Annotated in this window: 14 protein-coding genes; 6 read left to right on the top strand and 8 right to left on the bottom strand. The window is 37.8% G+C overall.

All coding sequences use genetic code 11. The annotated features are described in order from the left end of the window. Nucleotides 1-18 precede the first annotated feature (18 nt). The 3 genes from qoxB to qoxD are packed head-to-tail and all read left to right on the top strand — an operon-like array spanning nt 19 to nt 2,843. Nucleotides 19-1,977, top strand: coding sequence for a cytochrome aa3 quinol oxidase subunit I (qoxB, locus tag AC1DFT_RS05230; protein ID WP_477918135.1), 1,959 nt, complete (start codon nt 19-21; stop codon nt 1,975-1,977). Further along, nucleotides 1,964-2,560, top strand: a complete 597-nt coding sequence (gene qoxC / locus AC1DFT_RS05235) for a cytochrome aa3 quinol oxidase subunit III (RefSeq protein WP_477918136.1) — start codon at nt 1,964-1,966, stop codon at nt 2,558-2,560. Before qoxB ends, qoxC begins: the two co-directional genes overlap by 14 nt. A 1-nt stretch (nt 2,561) precedes the next feature. Then, on the top strand, nt 2,562-2,843 hold the full coding sequence (gene qoxD / locus AC1DFT_RS05240) for a cytochrome aa3 quinol oxidase subunit IV (RefSeq protein WP_477918137.1): 282 nt from the start codon (nt 2,562-2,564) through the stop codon (nt 2,841-2,843). A 25-nt stretch (nt 2,844-2,868) separates the two neighbouring features. Here qoxD and AC1DFT_RS05245 read toward each other — a convergent pair whose 3' ends face one another. The 3 genes from AC1DFT_RS05245 to AC1DFT_RS05255 form a co-directional block, all read right to left on the bottom strand. After that, nucleotides 2,869-3,102, bottom strand: a complete 234-nt coding sequence (locus tag AC1DFT_RS05245; RefSeq protein WP_477918138.1) for a hypothetical protein — start codon at nt 3,100-3,102, stop codon at nt 2,869-2,871. A 352-nt stretch (nt 3,103-3,454) separates the two neighbouring features. Next, complete coding sequence (locus tag AC1DFT_RS05250) at nt 3,455-4,918, bottom strand: hypothetical protein (RefSeq protein ID WP_477918139.1); 1,464 nt, start codon at nt 4,916-4,918, stop codon at nt 3,455-3,457. Nucleotides 4,919-5,068: 150 nt separating this feature from the next. Continuing rightward, the gene (locus AC1DFT_RS05255) at nt 5,069-9,520 is read right to left on the bottom strand and encodes a S8 family serine peptidase (protein ID WP_477918140.1); all 4,452 of its coding nucleotides are present in this window, start codon (nt 9,518-9,520) and stop codon (nt 5,069-5,071) included. Between the two features lie 733 nt (nt 9,521-10,253). On the opposite strand from AC1DFT_RS05255, the gene AC1DFT_RS05260 reads away from it, so the two are divergent. After that, nucleotides 10,254-11,084, top strand: a complete 831-nt coding sequence (locus tag AC1DFT_RS05260) for a S1C family serine protease (protein ID WP_477918141.1) — start codon at nt 10,254-10,256, stop codon at nt 11,082-11,084. Between the two features lie 47 nt (nt 11,085-11,131). Here AC1DFT_RS05260 and AC1DFT_RS05265 read toward each other — a convergent pair whose 3' ends face one another. Both AC1DFT_RS05265 and AC1DFT_RS05270 read right to left on the bottom strand, forming a co-directional pair. Further along, nucleotides 11,132-11,893, bottom strand: a complete 762-nt coding sequence (locus tag AC1DFT_RS05265) for a hypothetical protein (RefSeq protein WP_477918142.1) — start codon at nt 11,891-11,893, stop codon at nt 11,132-11,134. A gap of 19 nt (nt 11,894-11,912) precedes the next feature. Next, the gene (locus tag AC1DFT_RS05270; RefSeq protein WP_477918143.1) at nt 11,913-15,728 is read right to left on the bottom strand and encodes an AAA domain-containing protein; all 3,816 of its coding nucleotides are present in this window, start codon (nt 15,726-15,728) and stop codon (nt 11,913-11,915) included. 305 nt (nt 15,729-16,033) lie between these two features. Here AC1DFT_RS05270 and AC1DFT_RS05275 point away from each other — a divergent pair, with 305 nt between their 5' ends. Next, entirely contained in the window at nt 16,034-16,402 is a 369-nt protein-coding gene (locus AC1DFT_RS05275) for a DUF485 domain-containing protein (RefSeq protein WP_477918144.1), read from the top strand. Then, nucleotides 16,399-17,922, top strand: a complete 1,524-nt coding sequence (locus tag AC1DFT_RS05280) for a solute symporter family protein (protein WP_477918145.1) — start codon at nt 16,399-16,401, stop codon at nt 17,920-17,922. The genes AC1DFT_RS05275 and AC1DFT_RS05280 overlap by 4 nt, the downstream gene beginning before the upstream one ends. A 103-nt stretch (nt 17,923-18,025) precedes the next feature. On the opposite strand, the gene AC1DFT_RS05285 is transcribed toward AC1DFT_RS05280, so the two are convergent. Genes AC1DFT_RS05285 through AC1DFT_RS05295 form a run of 3 tightly spaced genes read right to left on the bottom strand, consistent with a single transcriptional unit; the run spans nt 18,026 to nt 21,599 of the window. Further along, entirely contained in the window at nt 18,026-19,450 is a 1,425-nt protein-coding gene (locus AC1DFT_RS05285) for an NAD-dependent succinate-semialdehyde dehydrogenase (RefSeq protein WP_477918146.1), read from the bottom strand. Between the two features lie 30 nt (nt 19,451-19,480). After that, nucleotides 19,481-20,662: an iron-containing alcohol dehydrogenase family protein gene (locus AC1DFT_RS05290; protein ID WP_477918147.1), complete on the bottom strand. Its 1,182-nt coding sequence runs from the start codon at nt 20,660-20,662 to the stop codon at nt 19,481-19,483. Nucleotides 20,663-20,684: 22 nt separating this feature from the next. Next, nucleotides 20,685-21,599 carry a 3-hydroxyacyl-CoA dehydrogenase NAD-binding domain-containing protein gene (locus tag AC1DFT_RS05295; protein ID WP_477918148.1) on the bottom strand — a complete coding sequence of 305 codons (915 nt, stop codon included), beginning with the start codon at nt 21,597-21,599 and terminating at the stop codon, nt 20,685-20,687.

A 21,599-nucleotide genomic window follows, 5' to 3' on the forward strand; every position in this document is an offset into this window, starting at 1 on the left:
GAAAGGAGTTACAAAAGTATGGATTTCTTTGATCGTTTTGCAGTACCACATCCAAGCTTTTTAATATACGCATCCATGGTTGGTATTGGTCTAACAATGATTGCAATCGTTTTAGGTATTACCTATTTTAAAAAATGGGGATACCTTTGGCGCGAATGGATCACTACAGTAGATCATAAACGAATTGGTATTATGTATTTACTAATTGCTTTACTTATGCTATTCCGTGGAGGAGTAGATGCAATAATGATGCGTTATCAGCTTTCAATGCCTGATAACACATTTCTAGATGCGCAACATTATAATGAAGTTTTCTCAACACATGGGGTTGTTATGATCCTATTTATGGCTATGCCTTTCATCACGTTTTTCTTTAACTACCTTATTCCGTTACAAATCGGAGCTCGTGATGTAGCATTTCCTCGTTTAAATGCACTAAGTTTTTGGTTATTCTTTATGGGTATGGGATTATTCAACATCTCATTTATCATAGGTGGATCACCTGATGCAGGTTGGACTTCTTATTTCCCACTTGCAAACAATGAATTCAGTCCATCAGTTGGTACCAATTATTATATGATTGCTATTCAAATAGCTGGTCTAGGTACAATGATATCTGGTATTAACTTTATAACGACTATTCTTAAAATGAGAGCACCTGGTATGAAGTTAATGAAAATGCCGATGTTCACATGGTCTGCATTTATCGCAAACGTAATCGTTGTTTTTGCTTTCCCTGTATTAACCGTACTTCTTGCAATGGGGACAATGGATCGATTATTTGGAACAAACTTCTTTACAACCGGTGATGGTGGTATGGATATGCTTTGGGCTAACTTGTTCTGGGTTTGGGGACATCCTGAAGTATATATCTTAATCTTACCGGCATTCGGTCTTTATAGTGAAATAATCGCTACTTTTGCACGCCGTAATCTTTATGGTTATAAGTCAATGGTTGCTTCTATGGTAGTCATTTCCGTATTTTCATTTTTGGTATGGACTCACCATTTCTTTACAATGGGTCAAGGTGCATTCACAAATAGTATTTTCTCTATCACAACAATGGCGATAGCTATTCCGACCGGGGTTAAAATATTTAACTGGCTATTCACGCTTTGGAAAGGGAAAATCGTATTTACAACTCCAATGTTATATTCCATGCTCTTCATCCCACTGTTTACATTAGGTGGAGTTACTGGAGTTATGCTTGCGATGTCAGCTGCTGATTACCAATATCATAATACGATGTTCTTAGTTGCTCACTTCCATAACGTAATTATTCCAGGAGTAGTTTACGCTATGATTGCAGGTCTTACTTACTATTGGCCAAAAATGTTTGGTTTCATGCTAAATGAGAGAATTGGTAAATGGACGGCATGGTTGATGTCAGTTGGGTTCGTTTTAGCCTTTATTCCAATGTATATTACTGGATTAGATGGTCAAGCACGTCGTATGTACACATACTCGGAATCCACTGGTTTTAGTATGTTGAATATGGTTGCATTTATCGGTGCAGGAATTATGGCAATCAGTTTCGCTTTACTAGTCTACAATATTTACTATAGTATTCGTTATGCTTCAAGAGATATTGGTAGCGACCCATGGGATGCACGTTCGCTTGAATGGGCTACTCATACGCCAGTGCCAGAATATAACTTTGCTATTACACCACAAGTTGCATCAACTCAAGCATTTTGGGATGCGAAGAAAAATGGGCATGAATTATTTAAAGGTAAAATTGAAAAAATTCATATGCCAAATAATAGTGGTTGGCCATTTATCCTAGGTTGTATTTTCTTCGTCTTTGGATTTGCCATGGTATTTAGCATATGGCCACTTGCTATCGTCACATTAATCGGTATTTTAGGTTGTTTGGTTTACCGTTCGTTTGAGAAAGATCATGGTCGATATATTTCTGTTGAAGAAATTAAAGAAACTGAAGCAAAATTGCGAGGTGCAAAAAATGAAGATAGATAACTCGCTTCCGCTTGAATATAGTACGGAAGAGAATAACTTGAAAATTTTAGGTTTTTGGATCTTCCTAGGCGCTGAAATAATGCTTTTCGCAACACTGTTCACTATGTATTTCACTTTAGAGAATCGTATTGGTAATGGGCCTTCGGGTGCCGAAATCTTTGAAATTACTCCAGTATTAGTTGAAACAATTTTACTTTTGACAAGTAGTTTTGTTATCGGTCTTGGGATTCATGCTATGCGTTTAGGTAACAAAAAGGCAATGATGATTTTCTTTTCAATCACCCTACTACTTGGTGCTGGATTCTTAGGCTTTGAAATATATGAATTCATTCACTATATTCATGTAGGAGCAACACTACAAACTAGTGCATTTACTGCCGCTCTGTTAACTACACTCGGAACACATGGATTGCACGTAACATTTGGCTTATTTTGGGGAATTGCTATCCTTATCCAAATTAAAAAACGTGGGCTGACTCCTGAGACATCCAATAAATCTTTCATCTTTTCGCTTTATTGGCATTTCTTAGATGTCATTTGGATCTTCATCTTTAGCTTCATCTACTTGAAAGGAATGATGTAATATGAAAGAATTATTCCCTGTTAAACAAGTAATGGGCTTTGTCTTTTCGTTGATCCTTACCGCAGTGGCACTTTTGGTTTACTTCACGGATATGTCATTTACTATAGGGATGACGATTCTTCTAGTTACTGCATTTATACAAGCTGGTCTTCAACTAGTTGTATTCATGCATGCTGGTGAGACCAATGATAAAAAGTCTATCTATACAAACGTATATTACGGTTTAATCATTGCGCTTATCACCATTTTTGGTACACTATTAATACTAGTTTGGGATATGTAAATAATCGTTTTAAAGAGAGCGTCTTTTAGGCGCTCTCTTTTTTGCATCTTCTAGAGTTATTAATCATTTCTTCAGAAGCTACTAAAAACATGCCTATTAAAAAGGTAAATACAGCTCCCATCACTGTTCCAATACCTATTCCCATCATCGTACTGTATTCGCTTACAAAAACCCCGTATAAGAAAATGGCAATTCCAATAGTGAGCACGGTCGCTCCTACGTATTTTGTAGCATGGAACATTTTCATGTTTGATTCCATTTCACTCATCCTCTCTTTATATATATTATTCATCTTGTTCACAATATTGTCAAACAAATTTTGTTTTTTTGCCACATTTTTTCTTGACATAAGTGAGGAAGCCGCGCGTTTTCTTTCGTAATATAGGGATAATGCGTTTTAAAGTATTCGCTATGATTTTCGTTACAGGATGAACGCTTTCCGCCGGGTGAGCCGAAGTATGAGACACGCTCGTGTGCAACACGAGTTGGCTCATGCAAGGTGCGGCAAGCGCGAAGGCTAGTGTTCACCTTACGACGCACTTTCCCAATATTACGTACGAAAAAGAACTGCCCCACTGTCGAATGACTTTGTAGCAATTCTTTTTCTTTGTTTACATTGAATCTATCTTTTCTCCAAAGATAATGACACTTTGTCGTTCTGCTACAAATTCCCTACCATTCCATTTCAAAATGTTTTGCACATATCCTAAGACTTCTGCGTGGTACCTCCCAGCGATTTCTTGCAACGCAACAAGTTCATACATACCATCACCTGCAAAATCAGTTGGATAAAGTCCACTGATTGGTTCTACCCATCCTTCAATCGGCTCTTTCAAAGTATCATTTTCATCATAGATTTCCGTTAAATATTCCTTATCTTTATACATTAAATCTAGTGTATACTTCTTTTTCGGAACAAAGCTTTCAATCGTTACTTTATGTTGATTTTGATAATTGACTTTATACTCGGTTGTATCATTATATTCTTCCGAATCAAAAACCTGTCGCATTTCTCCTTCTAAAAAAGAAAACAAATATGCCTTTATCGTGCCTCCACTTTCACCGGTATCTATCAAAACTAATATGTCATCCAACTGATTGCCAGTGAAATCCCCAAGAAATAACCGCGGATTATACCCAACAGTTTCTTTTAAAGAAAATCCTTCATACAAATCTACTTTCTTGTTTAATATATTTAACGTAATATCTTCCCAATAGGAACTTCTTTCCGTCATACTGCCAGTTAAGTAAACGGTTTCTCTAAAACTATCCCCGGTAATATCTCCTCTTTTTTTGTCGATAACCGTTTGACCGTTCGTTCTAGCATGTGTTAAACGACTTAAGACTTGCTGTTTTTTATCTAATAATTGCTCTTTTGATGGGTATGGTGAACGAAACGATAGAGCTTTATCAATAGAAGTCAAATTCTGCTCCAAGTTGCCAGCTTTCCGCTGTGCATCCGATAAATAATACCAGTAATAGGAAAAGTCATTTGTTTGCAATAGTTTTTCGTAGTAATCTGCCACTTTTTTAAAATAATATGGATAAACATCTTTCGCTTGTATTAGTTCTCCTTCGCTAAAGCGATAAACATCTACTTTATAAGCATCTCCAGTATCATGTATCCAGATAGCAAGTTCGTATTGCCCATCTTTTCCGTAATGATCAGGCATATCTTCTACTTCCAATTTACTGTAAACTAAATTATTTGTTGGCAATCTTATAATTCCACCGTTTGTCCATTGTAATAAGTCCAGTTGCGCGCGCATGTTGTCTATCTGCCAACCGACAATCAATGTATTCACCCAGTTTTCTGTAATTGGTGCTACTCTTAAGTCGGAAATACCAGTTCCTTTTCCTTCGATATGTTTTAAAGGTAGCCACTGATTATCATGTTTTTTTAACAGTACAATATAGTTCTGTTCTTCGTACCTATATGCGCCAATTAGTTCATCCAATTGATCCCCGTCAATATCGGCAAGCAGTATTGCCGCTCTTTTTTGGGGTTGTTGCAATTCTAGAATGGTAGCCCCAAGCGGCAAAAAGTTCTGTAGCGTATTTATATAATCGCCCATTGTACCCCCCATTTACATTCATTATTAACTATCATATGCGGGTAAACGTACGTTTTAATCATATTTTATAAAGTTTATGTTGTATGCTCATTCCATACAAAAAAAGATGCCAAAGAGATATATTCTCTTTAGCATCTAATTCATCTCACTTTAATTTGATTCTACAGGTTTTTCTACAGATAACTTTTCGGATGTTTCTGGTGTTTCCGGAATTTCTTCGACTGATGGTTGTTCTGATGGTGCAGCTACATTGATGTACAGTTTACCTGCAGCTTTTTGGCGCGTCTCGTTATTAAAGCTATCTACCACTTTAACTTCGAGAACTGCTCCATTCGCTACGGTTTCAGCTGGTACAGTCCAATACCCAACGTAATGTCCATCTGCTTGTTCCATCATTGGTAATTCAGTCGCATTTTGAACTTGACCACCTAGATTTGTTAGCGGCATATGAATAACGAATGTCGCTTTCAATCCAGGTGCACTATCAAATTCAATTTTTACGCTTTTACCCGTTGCTAAATATAAGTCTTCAGCCGGTATTAGATTTTCAATAGCAGGTGCATCATATTGTGCTGTTACCGTGACTTTTTGGGATACACTATTGTTTGCTTTATCTTTAGCGACCACTTTAATTTCATTTGCGCCGTTTTCCAGAAGAACACGTTTAGAGTACTTGCCATCAACTACTGCCGCATTCTGTCCATTAACTTTTACAGTGTCAAGGTTTACATCCACTATAGTTCCTTCAACCGTTACTGATTCACGATTTGTTTTTTCTCCATCTTTGGGGCTGTCGATTGTAAGTTTAGGTTTCAATGTGTCTAGTATAACGCTAATAGGAGTAGATTCGCCTGTTACACGACCATCAAGAATGGAAACCGCTGTAAATTCATTTAATCCTTCTGTTAATTCAGTTGGAATTGCAAATTTACCATCTTCTCCTACAATAACTGAACCTGCAATTTCACCGTTTTGTTTCAACTCAATCGTAGTTGTCGGTGATGCAGTTCCTTCTACTGTAATCGATTTTTCACTTGTTACAGTATTCGCTGCCGGTGTAGTAATAACCGGACCATGAACTTCATAACTCACACGAGCACGAATCATGTAGTTCCCTTCAGCTACTGGTGATGGTGACCAAGCACCAGAAACCCCTTGGTAACTTCTACCTGCGTTTGTCCCGTTCTCATCTGTTGCAAGGCCTGGAGTGTTTGGATTTGCAAACGTTTGGCGGTATACCATGAAGAAATCACCGTTTACAATAATATTGTGATCGGTTAAATCTACAACCGTCCACTCACCATTACGCAGTGCTGTTGCATCGATTGGACCAGCAAGCTTCTTACCTGGAGTCCCGTCAGTTCCTGTTGCATCCCACACTTCTACAGCAAACGCTGTTCCACCAGGTACCGGCCATTCAGTATCCCAAAAACGGAATACGCCATCCGTTACAATACCATTTTCTTTCCCTTCAGGTAGTGACATTTTTACTGCCCAGGCATTGCCAGCAGCGTTGAAAGCACGTGCATTTTCAGCAGTACCATCGTCGTAACCGATTTCTCCACCTGGATATGTGTAAAATGGCTCAAGCGCAATATTTTGTGTGATTGCTTCTGAACCAATTGTAATATCCACTTCTTGGCTATGATAGCCACGTGCAATTACCTTTAGTGTGTAATCACCTTCATATGCAGTAAGTGAATAATTACCCGCCGCGTCTGTTTCAACTGGTGTGACATTCGCATCTTCCACGAGTAAAAGGGTTGCTCCCCCTATCCCTTCACCTGTCGATTGATCAGTAATTACACCACTCACTGCATTTTGTGCAACTTCATCTAAAGTGAAATTCGCAGTTGATGTTCCATCTGCTTCAATGGAAACGGATTGCTCTTCAGAGGTAAATCCATATGCTTCCGCCTTTACTGTGAATGTTCCTGCACCATGAGTCAGTGAATAAGAACCGTCAGCAGGGTTTGTATAAACCGAACGTCCTGATTCAAGCACACTCACTTGAGCACCTAATGGTAAAAGTGTAGGATTCGCAGTTTTTTCTACTACTGGTGGTGCTTCTTTAACTGGTAATACAGGACGGATTGTCGTTGGATCAATATCTTCTTTTTTAGCCAGTTTATCTTGGCCATTTCCGATATTAATTTTTTCAACCTTATTAGTTCCATTATCTACATTGTTGTTATTTTTTCCTTTAGCAACTTTGCCTGTTTGTGAAACATCAGCAAGTCCAACGTCATCGATATACCATCCTTCTCTTACAACGCTTCCATCAGAAAAGGCGTTAAAACCGATATAGATACGTTGACCAGCATATGCTGATAGATCCACTTCCGCATCGATCCAACCATTTGATGCACCTTGAATCATCAGTAATTGTGTCCACTCTACTTGATCAGTTGAAACGAACACATGACCATAATCCCAAGCTCTTCCGGTTGAAGATTGCTCAAAGTTATGCCATTGTTTGAACTGTAAATAGGAGTTCCCTTCCGGCAAATCAACTGGAGGCATTACTAATGTAGCATTCATTCTGCTATCATAATTGCCCGCTAAGTTTGTAGCATACACTTTTTCACCAGATGCAGCATTTCCAGGACCTGATGTTGGTACGCCCCATTCCCAGCTGTTTGCATCCCCAAAAGAATGCCAGCCAACAGGTTGTGCTTCAAAGTCTTCTGAGTAGCCAACTGAAATTCCTGGCTTCACTTCTACAACGTATTCTTCACTATTTACTTCGTTATTTCCGAAATCATTGATTGTCCATTTGTACGTAAATGCGTCACCCGTGATGATGTCACCTGGAATTACTACGCCGTACTCTCCAGATTTATAATCACCAGATTTATGTCCGGCTTCGATTGCATGCCAAGCACCATTTGCATCTTTATAATTTAATACGACTGATGAAACACTGATATTATCACTAACTGCAACTGTCAATTCTAAATCCATTCCTGCATACGTTTCACTAGGTGCCGAATGTTCATATACCGGCGCTTCGTTATCGTCGCCTTGTTGCGTTACTTGACCTTTTAGTGTCCCAAGTCCAGTAGCGATAGAAGATACCGCTTCATAAGCATCAACTAATCCGTATCCATAGCCATGATTAGGAGTTGTTGGATACTGCGTGTCAGTCAACGGATTTGCTGTATTAAGAAGAATTTCTTCCATTTCATCAACTGTCAAATTTGCGTTCACTTGGCGAAGAAGTGCTGCCACGCCTGATACAGCAGGACCTGCCATAGATGTACCGTTCCAACCACCTTCATAATTACCACCCGGTACGGATGAACGAATGTTCACGCCTGGTGCTGAGATATCTGGCTTAGTTTCAGCGTATGGTGAAGGGCCGCGGAGTGAGAAACTTCCCACTTTGTTATTGATGTCAGTTGCACCAGTTGCAAATGACTCAGGATAATTTGCAGGTGCTGCAACCGATCCTGCTCCACCAGGGTTAGTAAGCGTTGTGTTTCCAGCAGAGAACTCAGGGAAAATTTCTGCCGCACGCCAATTTATTACAACTTCACGGTACCACTCATCAAGACCAGGACCGCCTCCCCAAGAGTTATTCACAACATCCGGGGCCATGTCGACGCGTGCATTTCCGTTTGCGTCTGTCGGTGCTAAAATCCATTGTGCCGCTTCTAGTAAGTCAGCGTCTGTCCCACCGTTTGCCGAGAATGCTTTTACTGCAATATATTTAGCACCAGGAGCAACACCAATTTGGTTCGTATCATTTGGTTCGCTACCAACCATCGTTCCTGTTACATGCGTTCCGTGATCAATATCATCATATGGAGTAGCCCGTCCAGCTGTCGCATCAAACCAGTTAAAATCGTGGGTAACTTGTCCAGTCGCTTTATTGTAGCCTCTATATTTTTCTTTTAAAGCTGGGTGATCCCACTGGACACCAGTATCAATGCTTGCTACAACTGTTCCCGTTCCGTCAACGCCCATTGCCCAGACATCTGGTGCTTTAACACGCTCCACATTCCACTCAATATTTGCTATTTCCGCTTTAGGAACAACGGCATTTTCTGTTTTCGTCGTAAATAATTGACGGGTTTCATTCGGTAAAACCTTTTCGACCTCAGGGAACGTAGCGATTTTTTCAGCAACCTCTTTCGTTGCCGTTACAGCCATCCCATTTACGATGTAATACGATGTTATGTCTTTAGCATTCCCTTTAGCCGCTTCCAGTTCTAAGAATTGCTTTACTGATTGTTGTGATTCAAGAGAAGTTGTCTTTAATTCGGATACAACAGCAGAGCGCTGAATGAGCTTCGTATTGTGCGCAGATAAATTTGCATCTTCTGCACTTTTGCGAGCTTCAGCTGCTATCGCTTCTGCATCCGTTTTTTCTTTGAATTTGATAAGGAATGTTACCTTTTCATCTTCTTTGAAATTTTCCAGTAATCGGCTACTCAACTTTTCAGTCACAGAAATTGTTTGTGAGCTAGCTTCTCTGAAAGATTGGTGAAGCTTATTCGTTGTTTCTGCACTAACAACATTGGGTGCAACTAGCGTAAACGTCATTAGTAAACTAGCCGCAATACTTAGTGCTTTGTTTGAACTACTTTTCCTCCCCATCTTCTTTCCTCCTTTGAATTTTCCAACGATTTTAGTACCTAGCGAAAATCTGATAGCCTTTTTTTGGAACGCTTAAAAAAAGCCATACAAAAACACCTTCGCCTCCTTTCCCAAATAGTCATTTAGGTAAACAGAATCAATGGTGTCATTCATGGATCTCTAGTTGTGATTACAAGTATAGAGGAGTTGATATCCAAATTTTGTCTAGTCATGTCGAATTATACCTGAATTTTCAAAATTAATAGTTAATTACTATTTTACAACTTTTAATGAGTAGGTATAAGGTCTATAAAATCAAATAACCGGGATAAGTATAAATTGCATAGAATTATTGGTATAACTGGTTTCATAAAGAAATTCAGCTTTATGTTAAGCTGGCTCATTTTTGTAACTTTTTTGAAAAATAATTATTTAGGCCTACCAAACTGAAAAAGGGTAATTAGTCTATCCGACTTTCGTTTAGTATAACGTTCTTTTAAGACTATTTATTTGTTATATTCATGAACTAGATAGCGACTTTAAACTTCAAAACCAATTAATACTATGTACTTTTTACTATTACTAATTGATCGTGTTTTGATAAAGGGAATTATTAACGAGCTAGGTAATTTACGTGAAAGACATGAAAATGAATAATTATCACCAGACAAATAATAAACCACGCTTAACCTAGGTCTTTCTCATTTGTGTATAATACATCTAATGATATGTTTTTAAATTTAGAGGTGAGTACATGCATCCGTATGAAAAAAAACAAGAGATTAAACAGGAAGACGAAGATCTTAATGAGGAAATAGTAAATGAAGAATTCCTCCAATTTGTGTTAGAGGCACAACAAGAAGCACTGGCTAAGGAAGCACAAAATAAGAACAATCCTAAACCGAGACATCGCTTTCCTAGATGGATTTTTTGGATAATGGCCAATGTTTTATTCGTCAATACATTTGCAGTGATCTTTCAAATATATTCCATCCCAGCAATTGAATTTATAAAAACTTCTGCAAGATTATCAGCCCAAGAGGATATTGCACTATATAAAAAGTCAGTTGTCATCGTATTAACGGATGATAGCAAAGGAACCGGATTTTCAATAGCTAGCGGCGGGACAATTTTAACAAATTACCATGTCATCGAAGGAAATGATACTGTAACTGTTGGTTTCCCAGAGGACGGTCGTTTTAAAGCAAATGTTGTCCATACATATCCTTCAATAGACATTGCTGTACTAGAAATTGATGGAGAAAAGTTGCCTCATCTTGACCTTGCTCAACAGCCAACTTATGAGGTAGGGAATCCTATTACGTTTATCGGGAATCCTTTGAGCTTCACTGGCATTGCAAACGAAGGTAAAATTATTGATTACTATCAGCTTAGTGATTGGGATGTACCTGTTATGATGATGGAAGCACCGGTTTATCGAGGAAATAGTGGCAGCCCTGTCTTAGATAATAAGGGTCAAGTAATTGGCGTCGTATTTGCCACCATGGACCATAAAGAGCATGGAAGAGTCGGTCTCTTTGTGCCGATTGAAGAGTATTACAAAGAAAATACTTCTTTAGATTAAATAAAAACGCAGGTAGAAAATGGCCTATTTTCTACCTGCGCATTCATTTATGACGAATATTTTTCTCTCCACTTCAAACGCTCTTTTTCATTCAACATGTTTTCCAATACTTCATCCCATCTTTCAAGTAATGTATTCCAAACACGGGCATAGAAAATATTCTCCTCTTTATTATGAAGAATAAACTCAAAACATGGAATATCATCGACATACAGATCTGTCGTCGACTGAATCTCGGATATAACTACTTGTTCATCCCCTTCAGCCGTTTCTACACCCTTAGTTTGAAGTGCATCGATCACTTGCTCATTCTCAAAATAAAGTTCTTCATCCAAATAGCCTTCTTTTACATATCGAAAAGTAGGAAGCTCGGCCTCTCCGTTCATGGCAGGTTTAATATCCCCGGATAAAAACGCTTGGTGACTAGTACTGTATAGAACAATCTGTGAAACCATTTCTTGTTCCTCTTCAAAAATTCCATCTTCAAGCTGTTGATTTCCCTTAGATGTTAAAGCAAATAAACCATCTTTTTTCTCTATTAAACGAGTTCTGCCCATAATATTGATTAAATCCTCTACGAAAAGTTGCTCTACAAGTAATAGCTCACTTAATTGCGCTGCTTCTGTGATTTCTGCTTTTTGAAATGCAATGAGCATCATTTTCATGAGGACATCCATTTTGGTCCTTTTCACAGGCTTGTAGGCAACTTCTATAGAATGAATCGGCAAACTCCATCTAGATGAATGCAAGATTTTTATTTTATTGTTTTGTTGTAGTTCATTTTTTAAGCGTTTCTCTAAGTTTTGCATATGATATATACCCTCTATACTACTTTTTCTTTTGGCCACGCTGGTCTCGGTAACCATTCTGTTTTTTGACGGTATGAAGCAATCGACTATACATATCTCTAGAATCTTTTTGCTTGGCACGTGTAGTGAACATATTTGCACTTCCGACTAATACGAGCAATTCTCTCGCTCGGGATAGCGCTACATTCAGTCGTCTATAGTCATTGGCAAATCCGATATCGCCACTCTTGTCTTGATTGTTGCGGACCATACTTAAGATGATGACATCCATTTCCATTCCCTGGAACTTATCTACTGTTCCTGTTCGGAAGTTTAAATGTTGAAAGTTTGTTTCTTGTTGTATTAAACGGTCAATTCGTTTTACTTGTTCTCCGTAAAAACTAATAACCCCAATACTTTTACTTTCGTCTTTTGCAAGTCTGCCTTCGTTTTTAGCAATCTCAGTCGCTCGATTTAAGTCCATTAAAACATCTTTTATCGCATCGAGCTCAGCCTGGTTAAAACGGCTTTTCCCATTTTTCATTCGTTCTTCAAAATACTGCTTTTCGTTTGGCATATCTAGCCATAACAGATGATCTTGCCGTTTTACATAATGCGAATCAAGTGAATGATCACGCATTGCATCCGAGTCTACTAAACCACATTGCAGGCGATAATTTTCTTCCTCATAAAATGGGGTAATGGTTTCCATAATGTTGGCATGCATTCGATATTGAATAGCTAGCATTGTTTTATTTGTCTYTGGTAAGTTTTTAAATAGTCGTTCAAACAAGGACTCTTTCAAAAGCTTCTTCAATTCATCTTTTTCTTCAAAGCTGTCACTTTCCTCTAAAATAGCTTGAAGTGTTTCTTCCAATGTATCTTCTCCAACAAGTGGAGGTAGTTGATGGTGATCTCCCACTAAAATGATTTTCTTTCCTTTTAACATTGGGAGTAATAGCTCTGGTGGTGTCGCTTTTGATACTTCATCGATAATAACAACATCAAAAGTAGGATAATTGTCCATAAACTCTTTCCGAGCAGATGCTACACATGTTGTTCCAATAACATTTGCATGACGTACATACAGTTTTCGTATCTCATCTAAGTCATGGTCATTTGCTTCTGAAAGCAGTGTAAACCATTCCCTTTGAAGTGACTGGTCTATTGGTAGACGATCTTTCGCTTGCTGTGTAGTCCTTATCTTTTCTTCCAATTCAGCAATTTCTACTAAGGCTTTTTCACGTGCTTCTTCAGGGTTTTGTCGTAACAACTCTTCTAATGATTTTAATTGTTTTTCTTGCTCTATTCCTTCCGAATTCACTTGTTTCGTTTCTTGCTTATTCTGTTCTAGTTGCTTTAAGACTTCCTCTAGCCGTTCGCTTGAAACTTTGAGTTCGTTCTTTTTCACTTCATGTTGAGCAGTATTTTGTGCAAGTGTGTCTTTAATTTTATTGCATTTTATAATGGCGTTTTCTTTTTCTTCCAATTGTAATTTTAACTGTTGTAAATCGGAAGTATTATTTAAAGTGCCTATTTGGCTGTGTAGTTCGGCCACTTTTCTTTGCAATTGTTGCAGTTCATCATTTTGGAGAATTCCTTTGTTTTTCCATTCACTCTGCAATTGTTGGGCCATTTGTTTATCTTGATTTACCTGTTCCAAAAGTTCTGCTTTAATCGAAATGAATAAGTTCGCCGAATCAGATTTAGCTTTTTGTAAGATGGCTCCTTGTTTCCAAACGAATTTCTTTCTTACATTTAAGCCTTCTAAATAGACCTCTAACCGCTCGATATTAGCTGATCCTGATGTTAACAGGCGTTTCATACTGTCAATGAACTGATGAATTTCTTTCACAGAATACGTTGAGTCAAATATTACTCCACTACTATTTACATGGCTTTTTACAGTCTCAAGCGATACATGATTCTTTTTTAATAAACCTTCTATGTATCCAATAGCAGATAGTAGTCGTTTATTTAACTCGTCCCATTCAGCAAAAGAGATGATGGTTTCAATTAGGTTGTCCAAATTAGTTATTTGCTTCTCTAACATATAGGAAGGAGTGATTTCAAAGTCGCTCATACGAGTTTTGAGCAAATCGATTTTAGAAATGGAATGTAGTTCACTTGAAAATTGCTCCAAACGACTAGCTTTAGATTGTGCATCTTGATATGCGTTTCTCGTTTCTATTAATAACCCCTCTACATTCCTACTGTCTTGTAGTGCATGTTGGTAGATTATTAGTTTGTTTGTTTGGTCTATTTCTAATCGAAGCTGTTCTATCTTTTCTTGTAACTCTTCCATTGTAGGATTAGCCTTGCTGAATTGTTCCATCTGTTCGATGTCGTTTGAGCATTCATCGGTTATTTGTTTCAAATGGGCATAATTTTTTTCTAGTTCATCCCGGTTTTTTTTTAGTAGAATTAAACGTTTTTTCAGCTCTTTAATTTCCTTCATTCTTTCTTCGAATTCCATTTTAGCCAGTTGTTTTCGTTCTATTTTCTCTTTTAGCAGTTCTACTTGCTGTCCAAGGGTTACGGTTTGTTCCTTATAAAGGGTGATTTCGTCTATTAATTGTTTCTCTTTTATTGGATGGCTACTAATTTCTTCTTGCAAAGCTTTCAATGTTTGGTCTTTCCAATACCCACCAACATTTTCTTCGATAAATCTTTTTCCTTCTTCTTCAATGCTTTCCGTTCGGCCAAACCGTAATATGCGGATGTCCTTATTGGAAAGTAGTCGACTTAGTGCATTATCAACGGCAAGATTTGATTGGGAGGCGACTAGCGTTCTAAGTCCTGCTTTTGCATTTTGCTGGCAAATTTCAGAAATAACGGTAGTTTTCCCTGTTCCCGGTGGACCTTGGATGACATATAAATCCTCTGCAGACATTGCACCAATCACTGCTTCTTGTTGAAACTCATTTAACTGATTATGAAATTCTAGTTTCTTTTGCTTAGTTGCTACTTGTATGGTTGGACGTTTTTCAAATAGAATTGTCTCTAAATTAGCATTTGCAGCAAGACCGTTTTGTAAATCTTCAAATCCTTTTCGAAGTCTTCGGATTTGGCTCAATGTGGAAAAGTTGCTAAACACCGCTTCCTTCCATTTGGGGTGCCACTGATTTCGTCTTGCCATTTCTTGAAATCTAGGTTTCAGCTCAATCTCTATTGTTTTCTTTACACGATCTACTTTTAACACTTCTCCTATATCATTTTGAAACCCTTTTATGGAGGTGCTAAGTCCTTTTAATTTATTCCACTCATTTTCTTTCACATTACTCCCGATGAGCGTTAGTCTAGTGAAGTCTTCATTGAATACAAATTTGGAACAGGCTGCCCTTATGTCCGCAATATCGGCGTTTCGTTCTTGTATTTTCAAATAGCCTTCCCAACTAGAAATTCTTTTTTTCACATACTCTGATCTTTCTTCTGCTACGGGTAATTCTCGTATGCTAGTGTGTAATTGAATCGGCATTCCTGCTCCATTATTACGAGCAGTAACAAATTGCAAATCCACAGAAAGACGTCTATTTGTCTTTACCGGAACTCTTGTCCCCCGTACATAAAAGCCAGTTGCTAGTAATCCGTCGTTTTGCAGTACACACTCCATAACTCCTACCCGACCTTCTATTTTTTCAGTTAAAGCATCGTTCGAAACATTATCGAAGTAAAGTGAAACTGGCGTATTTCCATGGGCATTTACTGTACGTTTTTCTATATGCACTTTAAATGATGGTTGCATTCTAAAAAAGGCATGTTCATCAGCTGCCCATTCCTGGATTCCACTGCGTGCTTTATTCGTCACCACTAGATTACAGCGCATTGTTGTTACTGGGATTGACACTTGTCTCATGTACATGCCCCCTTTCTATAAGGTTGAGTGATTAACAAAACAAAAGAGTACCCATCTCGATTTATAAAAAATCGGGTACTCTGCATTACTTTTATTATACCCCTAAATGAGCAAAAAAGAACTGACAATACAGTGAAAACGAATGAACCTAAACACCTTACTCAACTAGCTATTAGTAGAATAATATTAAATTTGTACATTTTGTGAATTTTTAGTTGCTATCCTATTAATATTTTAATATCATTAATTTACATCACAGAACAGAATATTCAGAAATAACTTTCACTTTATAGGGGGAATGAAAAATGGCAAAAAAACTGGAAAGCGATTTCAGTCCGACGGCTACTCAGAAGGATAAAACTTTTCCAGCACCGAATTATGCAGCAATTGCAGAAAGCCCAGAGTTCAAATCATTAAAAACGAAAAAAAGAAAATTTATTTTACCAATCGCAATCTTTTTTCTATTATGCTATATCACGTTACCAATTTTGACTTCTTATACTACGATATTAAATACAAACGCATTTGGGGATGTGGCGTGGGTATGGGTATACTCCATCGCATTATTCATTATGACATGGACATTATGTATGATTTACGTCCGCAAGGCAAATGGATTTGACCGAGATGCAGATGAGATTTTTGAAAAGGAAAAGGCTGGTGGCTATGAATGAATGCAATAGGATTATCGTTCTTTGTAGGAATTGTCGCACTAACATTATTCGTAACATATCTCGCTTCTAAACGAACAAATTCTGCAAGTGAGTTTTATACAGCCGGCGGTGGTTTATCCGGTTGGCAAAACGGAATTGCTATTGCGGGAGACTATTTATCGGCTGCATCATTCTTGGGAATAGCCGGAGCTATTGCACTTTTTGGGTTCGATGGATTCTTTTATAGTATTGGTTATTTAGTAGCTTACTTAGTTGTGTTATATATTGTTGCAGAGCCACTTCGAAACTTAGGTCGCTATACGTTAGCTGATATGATTATGGCCCGTTTTGACCAAAAGAAGATTCGTGCTGCTGCCGCTGTTAGTACATTAACAATTGTTTTATTTTATATGATTGCACAGCTTGTTGGTGCAGGCGCACTTATTCAACTTTTATTAGGAATCGATTATTGGATCGCCGTTTTACTTGTTGGTATTATGATGACCATCTACGTACTATGGGGTGGAATGGCTGCCACTAGTTGGGTACAAATTATTAAAGCCGTTTTATTAATGGTTGGTACTGTCATTATCTCATTCCTTGTATTGTGGAAATTCAACTTTAATATTTTTGGTATGTTTACAGAAATGAAATCTGCAACAGCCCATGGTGAAGCATACTTACATCCTGGTGTAAAATATACAAATGGGTTGGATACAATCTCCATGATGATTGCATTAGTATTAGGTACTGCTGGTTTACCTCATATTTTAATGCGTTTCTTTACGGTAAAAGATGCAAAGACCGCTCGAAGTTCTGTTGTGTTTGCAACATGGATTGTTGGAGCATTCTATATACTAACTATTTTCCTTGGATTTGGTGCAGCTGCATTCGTAGGCTCCGAAACAATTATTGCAGCAAATCCTGCCGGTAATATGGCAGCGCCTCTCCTTGCACAAGCTTTAGGTGGAGACTTGCTTATGTCATTCGTTTCGGCCGTTGCATTTGCTACAATCCTAGCTGTTGTAGCTGGACTAGTGTTATCAGGTGCTTCTGCATTTGCACATGATTTGTATGGGCAAATTATCAAAAAAGGTAAAGTAACTGAAAAAGAACAAATGAATGCAGCTCGCCTTGCTTCGGTTGGAGTTTCTGTAGTCTCTATTCTTTTAGCTTTAGGTGCACAAACAATGAACGTCGCGTTCTTAGTTTCTCTCGCTTTCTGTATTGCAGCAAGTGCTAATTTACCAGTAATCATTTATACGATCTATTGGAAAAACTTTAATACAACAGGTGCTTTATCTGCGATTATTACTGGGCTTGTAACTGCACTCGTTCTCGTATTATTGAGCCCAAACGTATGGGCTGCCGATGGTTCCTTATTCTTTACGGGAGAAGCATTATTCCCATTAACGAATCCTGCCATTATATCCGTTCCGGCTGGTTTTGTTGCTGGCTGGGTAGGCACTTTAGTTGGAGCACGGGCAGATTTGAAAAAGTATGCGGAAGTGGATGTTAAGGCGAATATTGGGTTGAAATAAGCGAAAGCGAAGGGTTTACATAGCCCTTCGCTTTTATTTTAACTATGAACTTTAGTCCACATATGTAGATTAATTTGTTTATACCACAATTTCTCTGTCCTCTTTAATCCCTTAGTTGATAAGAAATAGTCTTGTAATCTAGATAATCATCTATCCCGTGATTACTACCTTCGCGTCCTAGCCCACTTTCTTTTATTCCACCAAATGGAGCTTGTACAACAAACGGATATGGATCATTAACTCCAACCATGCCATATTCAAGCTGCTCCGCCACTCTATGACTTCTCGTTAGGTCATTTGTATAAAAATATGACGCTAAACCGAACTCAATATTATTAGCCTTTTGAATAACTTCTTCCTCAGTCGTAAATTTAATAAGAGGAGCAATCGGGCCAAATGTTTCCTCAAAAGTAATAATCATCTCTTCAGTTACGTTCCCAAGAACTGTTGGTGGATAAAAGCTTCCATTTTCATAAAGTGAGCCTTCTAACTTTTCATTTACACATAGTAAAGTTGCACCTTTGTTCAGTGCGTCCTCTACCTGAGCTGCAACTTTCTTTACTGCATCTTGATTAACTAGAGGACCGATATTAGTATTTTCATCAAGTCCGTTTCCAACAATTAATTGCTGGCATTTTTCTGAGAATTTCGAAGCAAATTCTTCGTAAATACTTTCCTGAACATAGATTCTATTTGCACAAACGCATTGCTGTCCAGCAGAGCTAAACTTACTTTTAATTGCCCCATCTACAGCTAGATCTATGTCTGCATCATCAAATACAATAAACGGTGCATGGCCGCCTAATTCCATTGATACTCGCTTAATCGTATCAGCAGATTTTCTAATCAATATTTTCCCTACATTAGTTGATCCAGTAAACGTAATCTTCCGTACTTTTTTACTGTCCATCAAAGTACCAACTATTTCATCCGAACTACCATTTACCAAGTTAACTACACCTTTAGGAAAACCAACTTCGTCAAATATTTTAAATAATTCTAATGAAGAAAGAGGTGCTTCCCTTGATGGTCGTAAAATGGCTGTACAACCTACAGCAAGTGCCGGACCTAACTTTCTTGCTCCCATAGATAATGGGAAATTCCAAGGAGTAATAGCTGCTACAACACCTACTGGTTGCTTAATAACTGAAATTCTTTTACTGCTACTAGATGCGGGAATAATTTCTCCATTCACTCTTCTAGCCTCTTCCGCAAACCATTTAAAATAGGCAATTGTACTATCTACTTCAGCCCTAGCATTAACAATAGCTTTCCCCATTTCTTTGGTAATTGTTTCAGCTAAATGTTCTTTTTTTTCGATTAAAAGCTGAACTACTTTTTGTAAGTACTCAGAACGTTGGTCTACGGTAAGTTTTGCCCATTTCGGAAATGCTTCCGATGCGGCCTGAATAGCTCGCTCTGTTTCCTTAGAACCAACTAAATCTACTTCGCCAACGATTGATTGGTCTAAAGGATTGCGGACTTCTAGCTGATTATTTGATTTAATCCATTCGCCATTAATATACATATCCATACCCCATTCTGTATAATATTTATATTAAATTAATACTTGTTGATAAATTGAAACGACTTCATTCAAGTTTGCTTTCCTTGGATTAAACGGAAAAGTTCCTACATCATCCATTGCATCTCTTGCTAATTCTTCAATCATTGAATGCGTAAAGTCTATTTTTAGATGACTAAACGTTGAAGGAATATTTAGTTGTGCATTGAACCTATGAACAACATTTGAAACATGATTCGCTGCCTCTTCATCACTTACATCATTAAGAGAAGGATCAAAAACCCTTGCTATTTCAGCAAACTTTTCTATATTAGTTACCTTATTAAACTCTAAAACATATGGCAAAATTATAGCATTTGCTATGCCATGTGGAACCCCATATCTAGCTGACATCGGATGTGAACAGGAATGCACTATGCCTAGTTTCCCGTAGTTAAAGGCAAATCCAGCTAATGTGCTGGCTAAATGCACCTGTGCGCGTGCCTCACGATCGTCGTTGTCCTTATAGCTAGATGGAAGATTCTTTACTAACATTTTAATAGCTTGTATTGAAAAAGCTTCAGAAAAAGGATTTGCTGCATTTGAAGTATAAGATTCAATTGCATGAACTAATGCGTCCATACCAGTAGAAGCAACAATATGCGCTGGTAAAGTATATGTTAAAGTTGGGTCGACCATCGCATATTGCGGTAGAATATGTGGTGATGCGATAATATATTTTCTTTTTGCTTGTGGGTCGGTAATAACGGACACAGGTGTAACTTCTGATCCTGTTCCAACAGTTGTTGGTATTGCAATAATAGTAGGACATTTCATCTGCAACGTTCTCTTTCCTCGCCTATAATCTAAAATATGTCCGCCATTACCAACGACTGCACTTACTCCTTTAGCGAAATCCATCGCACTTCCGCCACCCAATGCGATAATTAGTTCACACTTTCCTTCTATATAAGCTGTCATTCCTTTCATGACAGTTGCATCCAGTGGATTTGGCTCTACATCGGAAAATACTTCATGCGAAATACTATGTTCATCAAGTACATTAATAACCTTATCCAAAATACCAGAAGACACAATTCCTGGATCTGTGGCAATAAAAATCTTTGAATGCCCCTGCTCTTGGATAATTAGTGGTAAGTTTTTATTTACACAACCCTCACCAAAAATTAAATTCGTTGCCAATAAACTATTAAAGGTAGATGTGTGCAGTTTCAAATCACTCTTCCTTTCCTATTGATTATTTATATTCAATCAAATCTTGCTCTTTTAGCCATTGGACTAATGATTCTAAATCTTGATTATTTTGCTGTCGAATTTCTTTTTCAGGCAGTTCCCACCCATAAAATCCTTTACCTGTTTTAATACCGAGGTCACCGGCGGACACTTTTTCTTGGAGAAGTTTAGATGGTTCCTTTCGATTTTCTAGCTTGGCATATAAATAACTAGCCGCATTTAGATGGATATCTAGCCCATTTAAATCTCGTTGTGCTAAAGGCCCGTTTAATAACAAGCGTATACCTAAAGCATATTGCGCTACTAAGTCAATATCTTCAGCAGAAGCAATATCATTTTCTAATAACGAAATTGCTTCCCTTGCCATTGCATGTTGAAGTCTATTTCCAATAAAACCTGGTATGTCTTTATTGATAACAACTGGTATTTTACCCAATGCTTTTAACCAATCCGTTATTTCTTCAACTACTTGGGTCGAAGTATGATTTCCTTTTATTACTTCTACAATTGGTATTATATTTGCCGGCATGTAAAAATGCATGCCGACAAATCTACTTGGAAATGCTAATTCACTAGATAATCTATTAATTGGTATTCCAGAAGTATTTGTTGCTATAACAACTTCATTAGGTAATTGTCCTTCTAACTCTTTGTATAATTCCATTTTTAATCGTTCATTTTCAGGAATGGCTTCAACGATAAGTGATACATCATCTAATTGTTGAAGACCAGTTTGAAGTACTAATCTTGAGCATTCATCCTCTGACCAATTTTGCTTTATAAACAACTCAATTCTTTCAAGACTATCTGGCTCTTTATCTATTAAAACAACTTGGCATTTCTTTGCAACGAAAAACTTAGCAATATCCAAACCCATCGTACCAGCACCCACAACTGCTAATCTTTTAAAAGTACTCAT

The organism is Psychrobacillus sp. 05T411 (assembly GCF_056396485.1).

Excerpts from the sequence above, each read along its gene's own strand:
- AC1DFT_RS05280 (WP_477918145.1), top strand. The coding sequence starts at position 16,399 with ATGAATGCAATAGGATTATCGTTCTTTGTAGGAATTGTCGCACTAACA.
- AC1DFT_RS05265 (WP_477918142.1), bottom strand. The coding sequence starts at position 11,893 with ATGCAAAACTTAGAGAAACGCTTAAAAAATGAACTACAACAAAACAAT.
- AC1DFT_RS05255 (WP_477918140.1), bottom strand. The coding sequence starts at position 9,520 with ATGGGGAGGAAAAGTAGTTCAAACAAAGCACTAAGTATTGCGGCTAGT.
- AC1DFT_RS05260 (WP_477918141.1), top strand. The coding sequence starts at position 10,254 with ATGCATCCGTATGAAAAAAAACAAGAGATTAAACAGGAAGACGAAGAT.
- qoxB (WP_477918135.1), top strand. The coding sequence starts at position 19 with ATGGATTTCTTTGATCGTTTTGCAGTACCACATCCAAGCTTTTTAATA.
- AC1DFT_RS05250 (WP_477918139.1), bottom strand. The coding sequence starts at position 4,918 with ATGGGCGATTATATAAATACGCTACAGAACTTTTTGCCGCTTGGGGCT.
- qoxD (WP_477918137.1), top strand. The coding sequence starts at position 2,562 with ATGAAAGAATTATTCCCTGTTAAACAAGTAATGGGCTTTGTCTTTTCG.
- AC1DFT_RS05295 (WP_477918148.1), bottom strand. The coding sequence starts at position 21,599 with ATGAGTACTTTTAAAAGATTAGCAGTTGTGGGTGCTGGTACGATGGGT.
- qoxC (WP_477918136.1), top strand. The coding sequence starts at position 1,964 with ATGAAGATAGATAACTCGCTTCCGCTTGAATATAGTACGGAAGAGAAT.
- AC1DFT_RS05275 (WP_477918144.1), top strand. The coding sequence starts at position 16,034 with ATGGCAAAAAAACTGGAAAGCGATTTCAGTCCGACGGCTACTCAGAAG.
- AC1DFT_RS05285 (WP_477918146.1), bottom strand. The coding sequence starts at position 19,450 with ATGTATATTAATGGCGAATGGATTAAATCAAATAATCAGCTAGAAGTC.
- AC1DFT_RS05245 (WP_477918138.1), bottom strand. The coding sequence starts at position 3,102 with ATGGAATCAAACATGAAAATGTTCCATGCTACAAAATACGTAGGAGCG.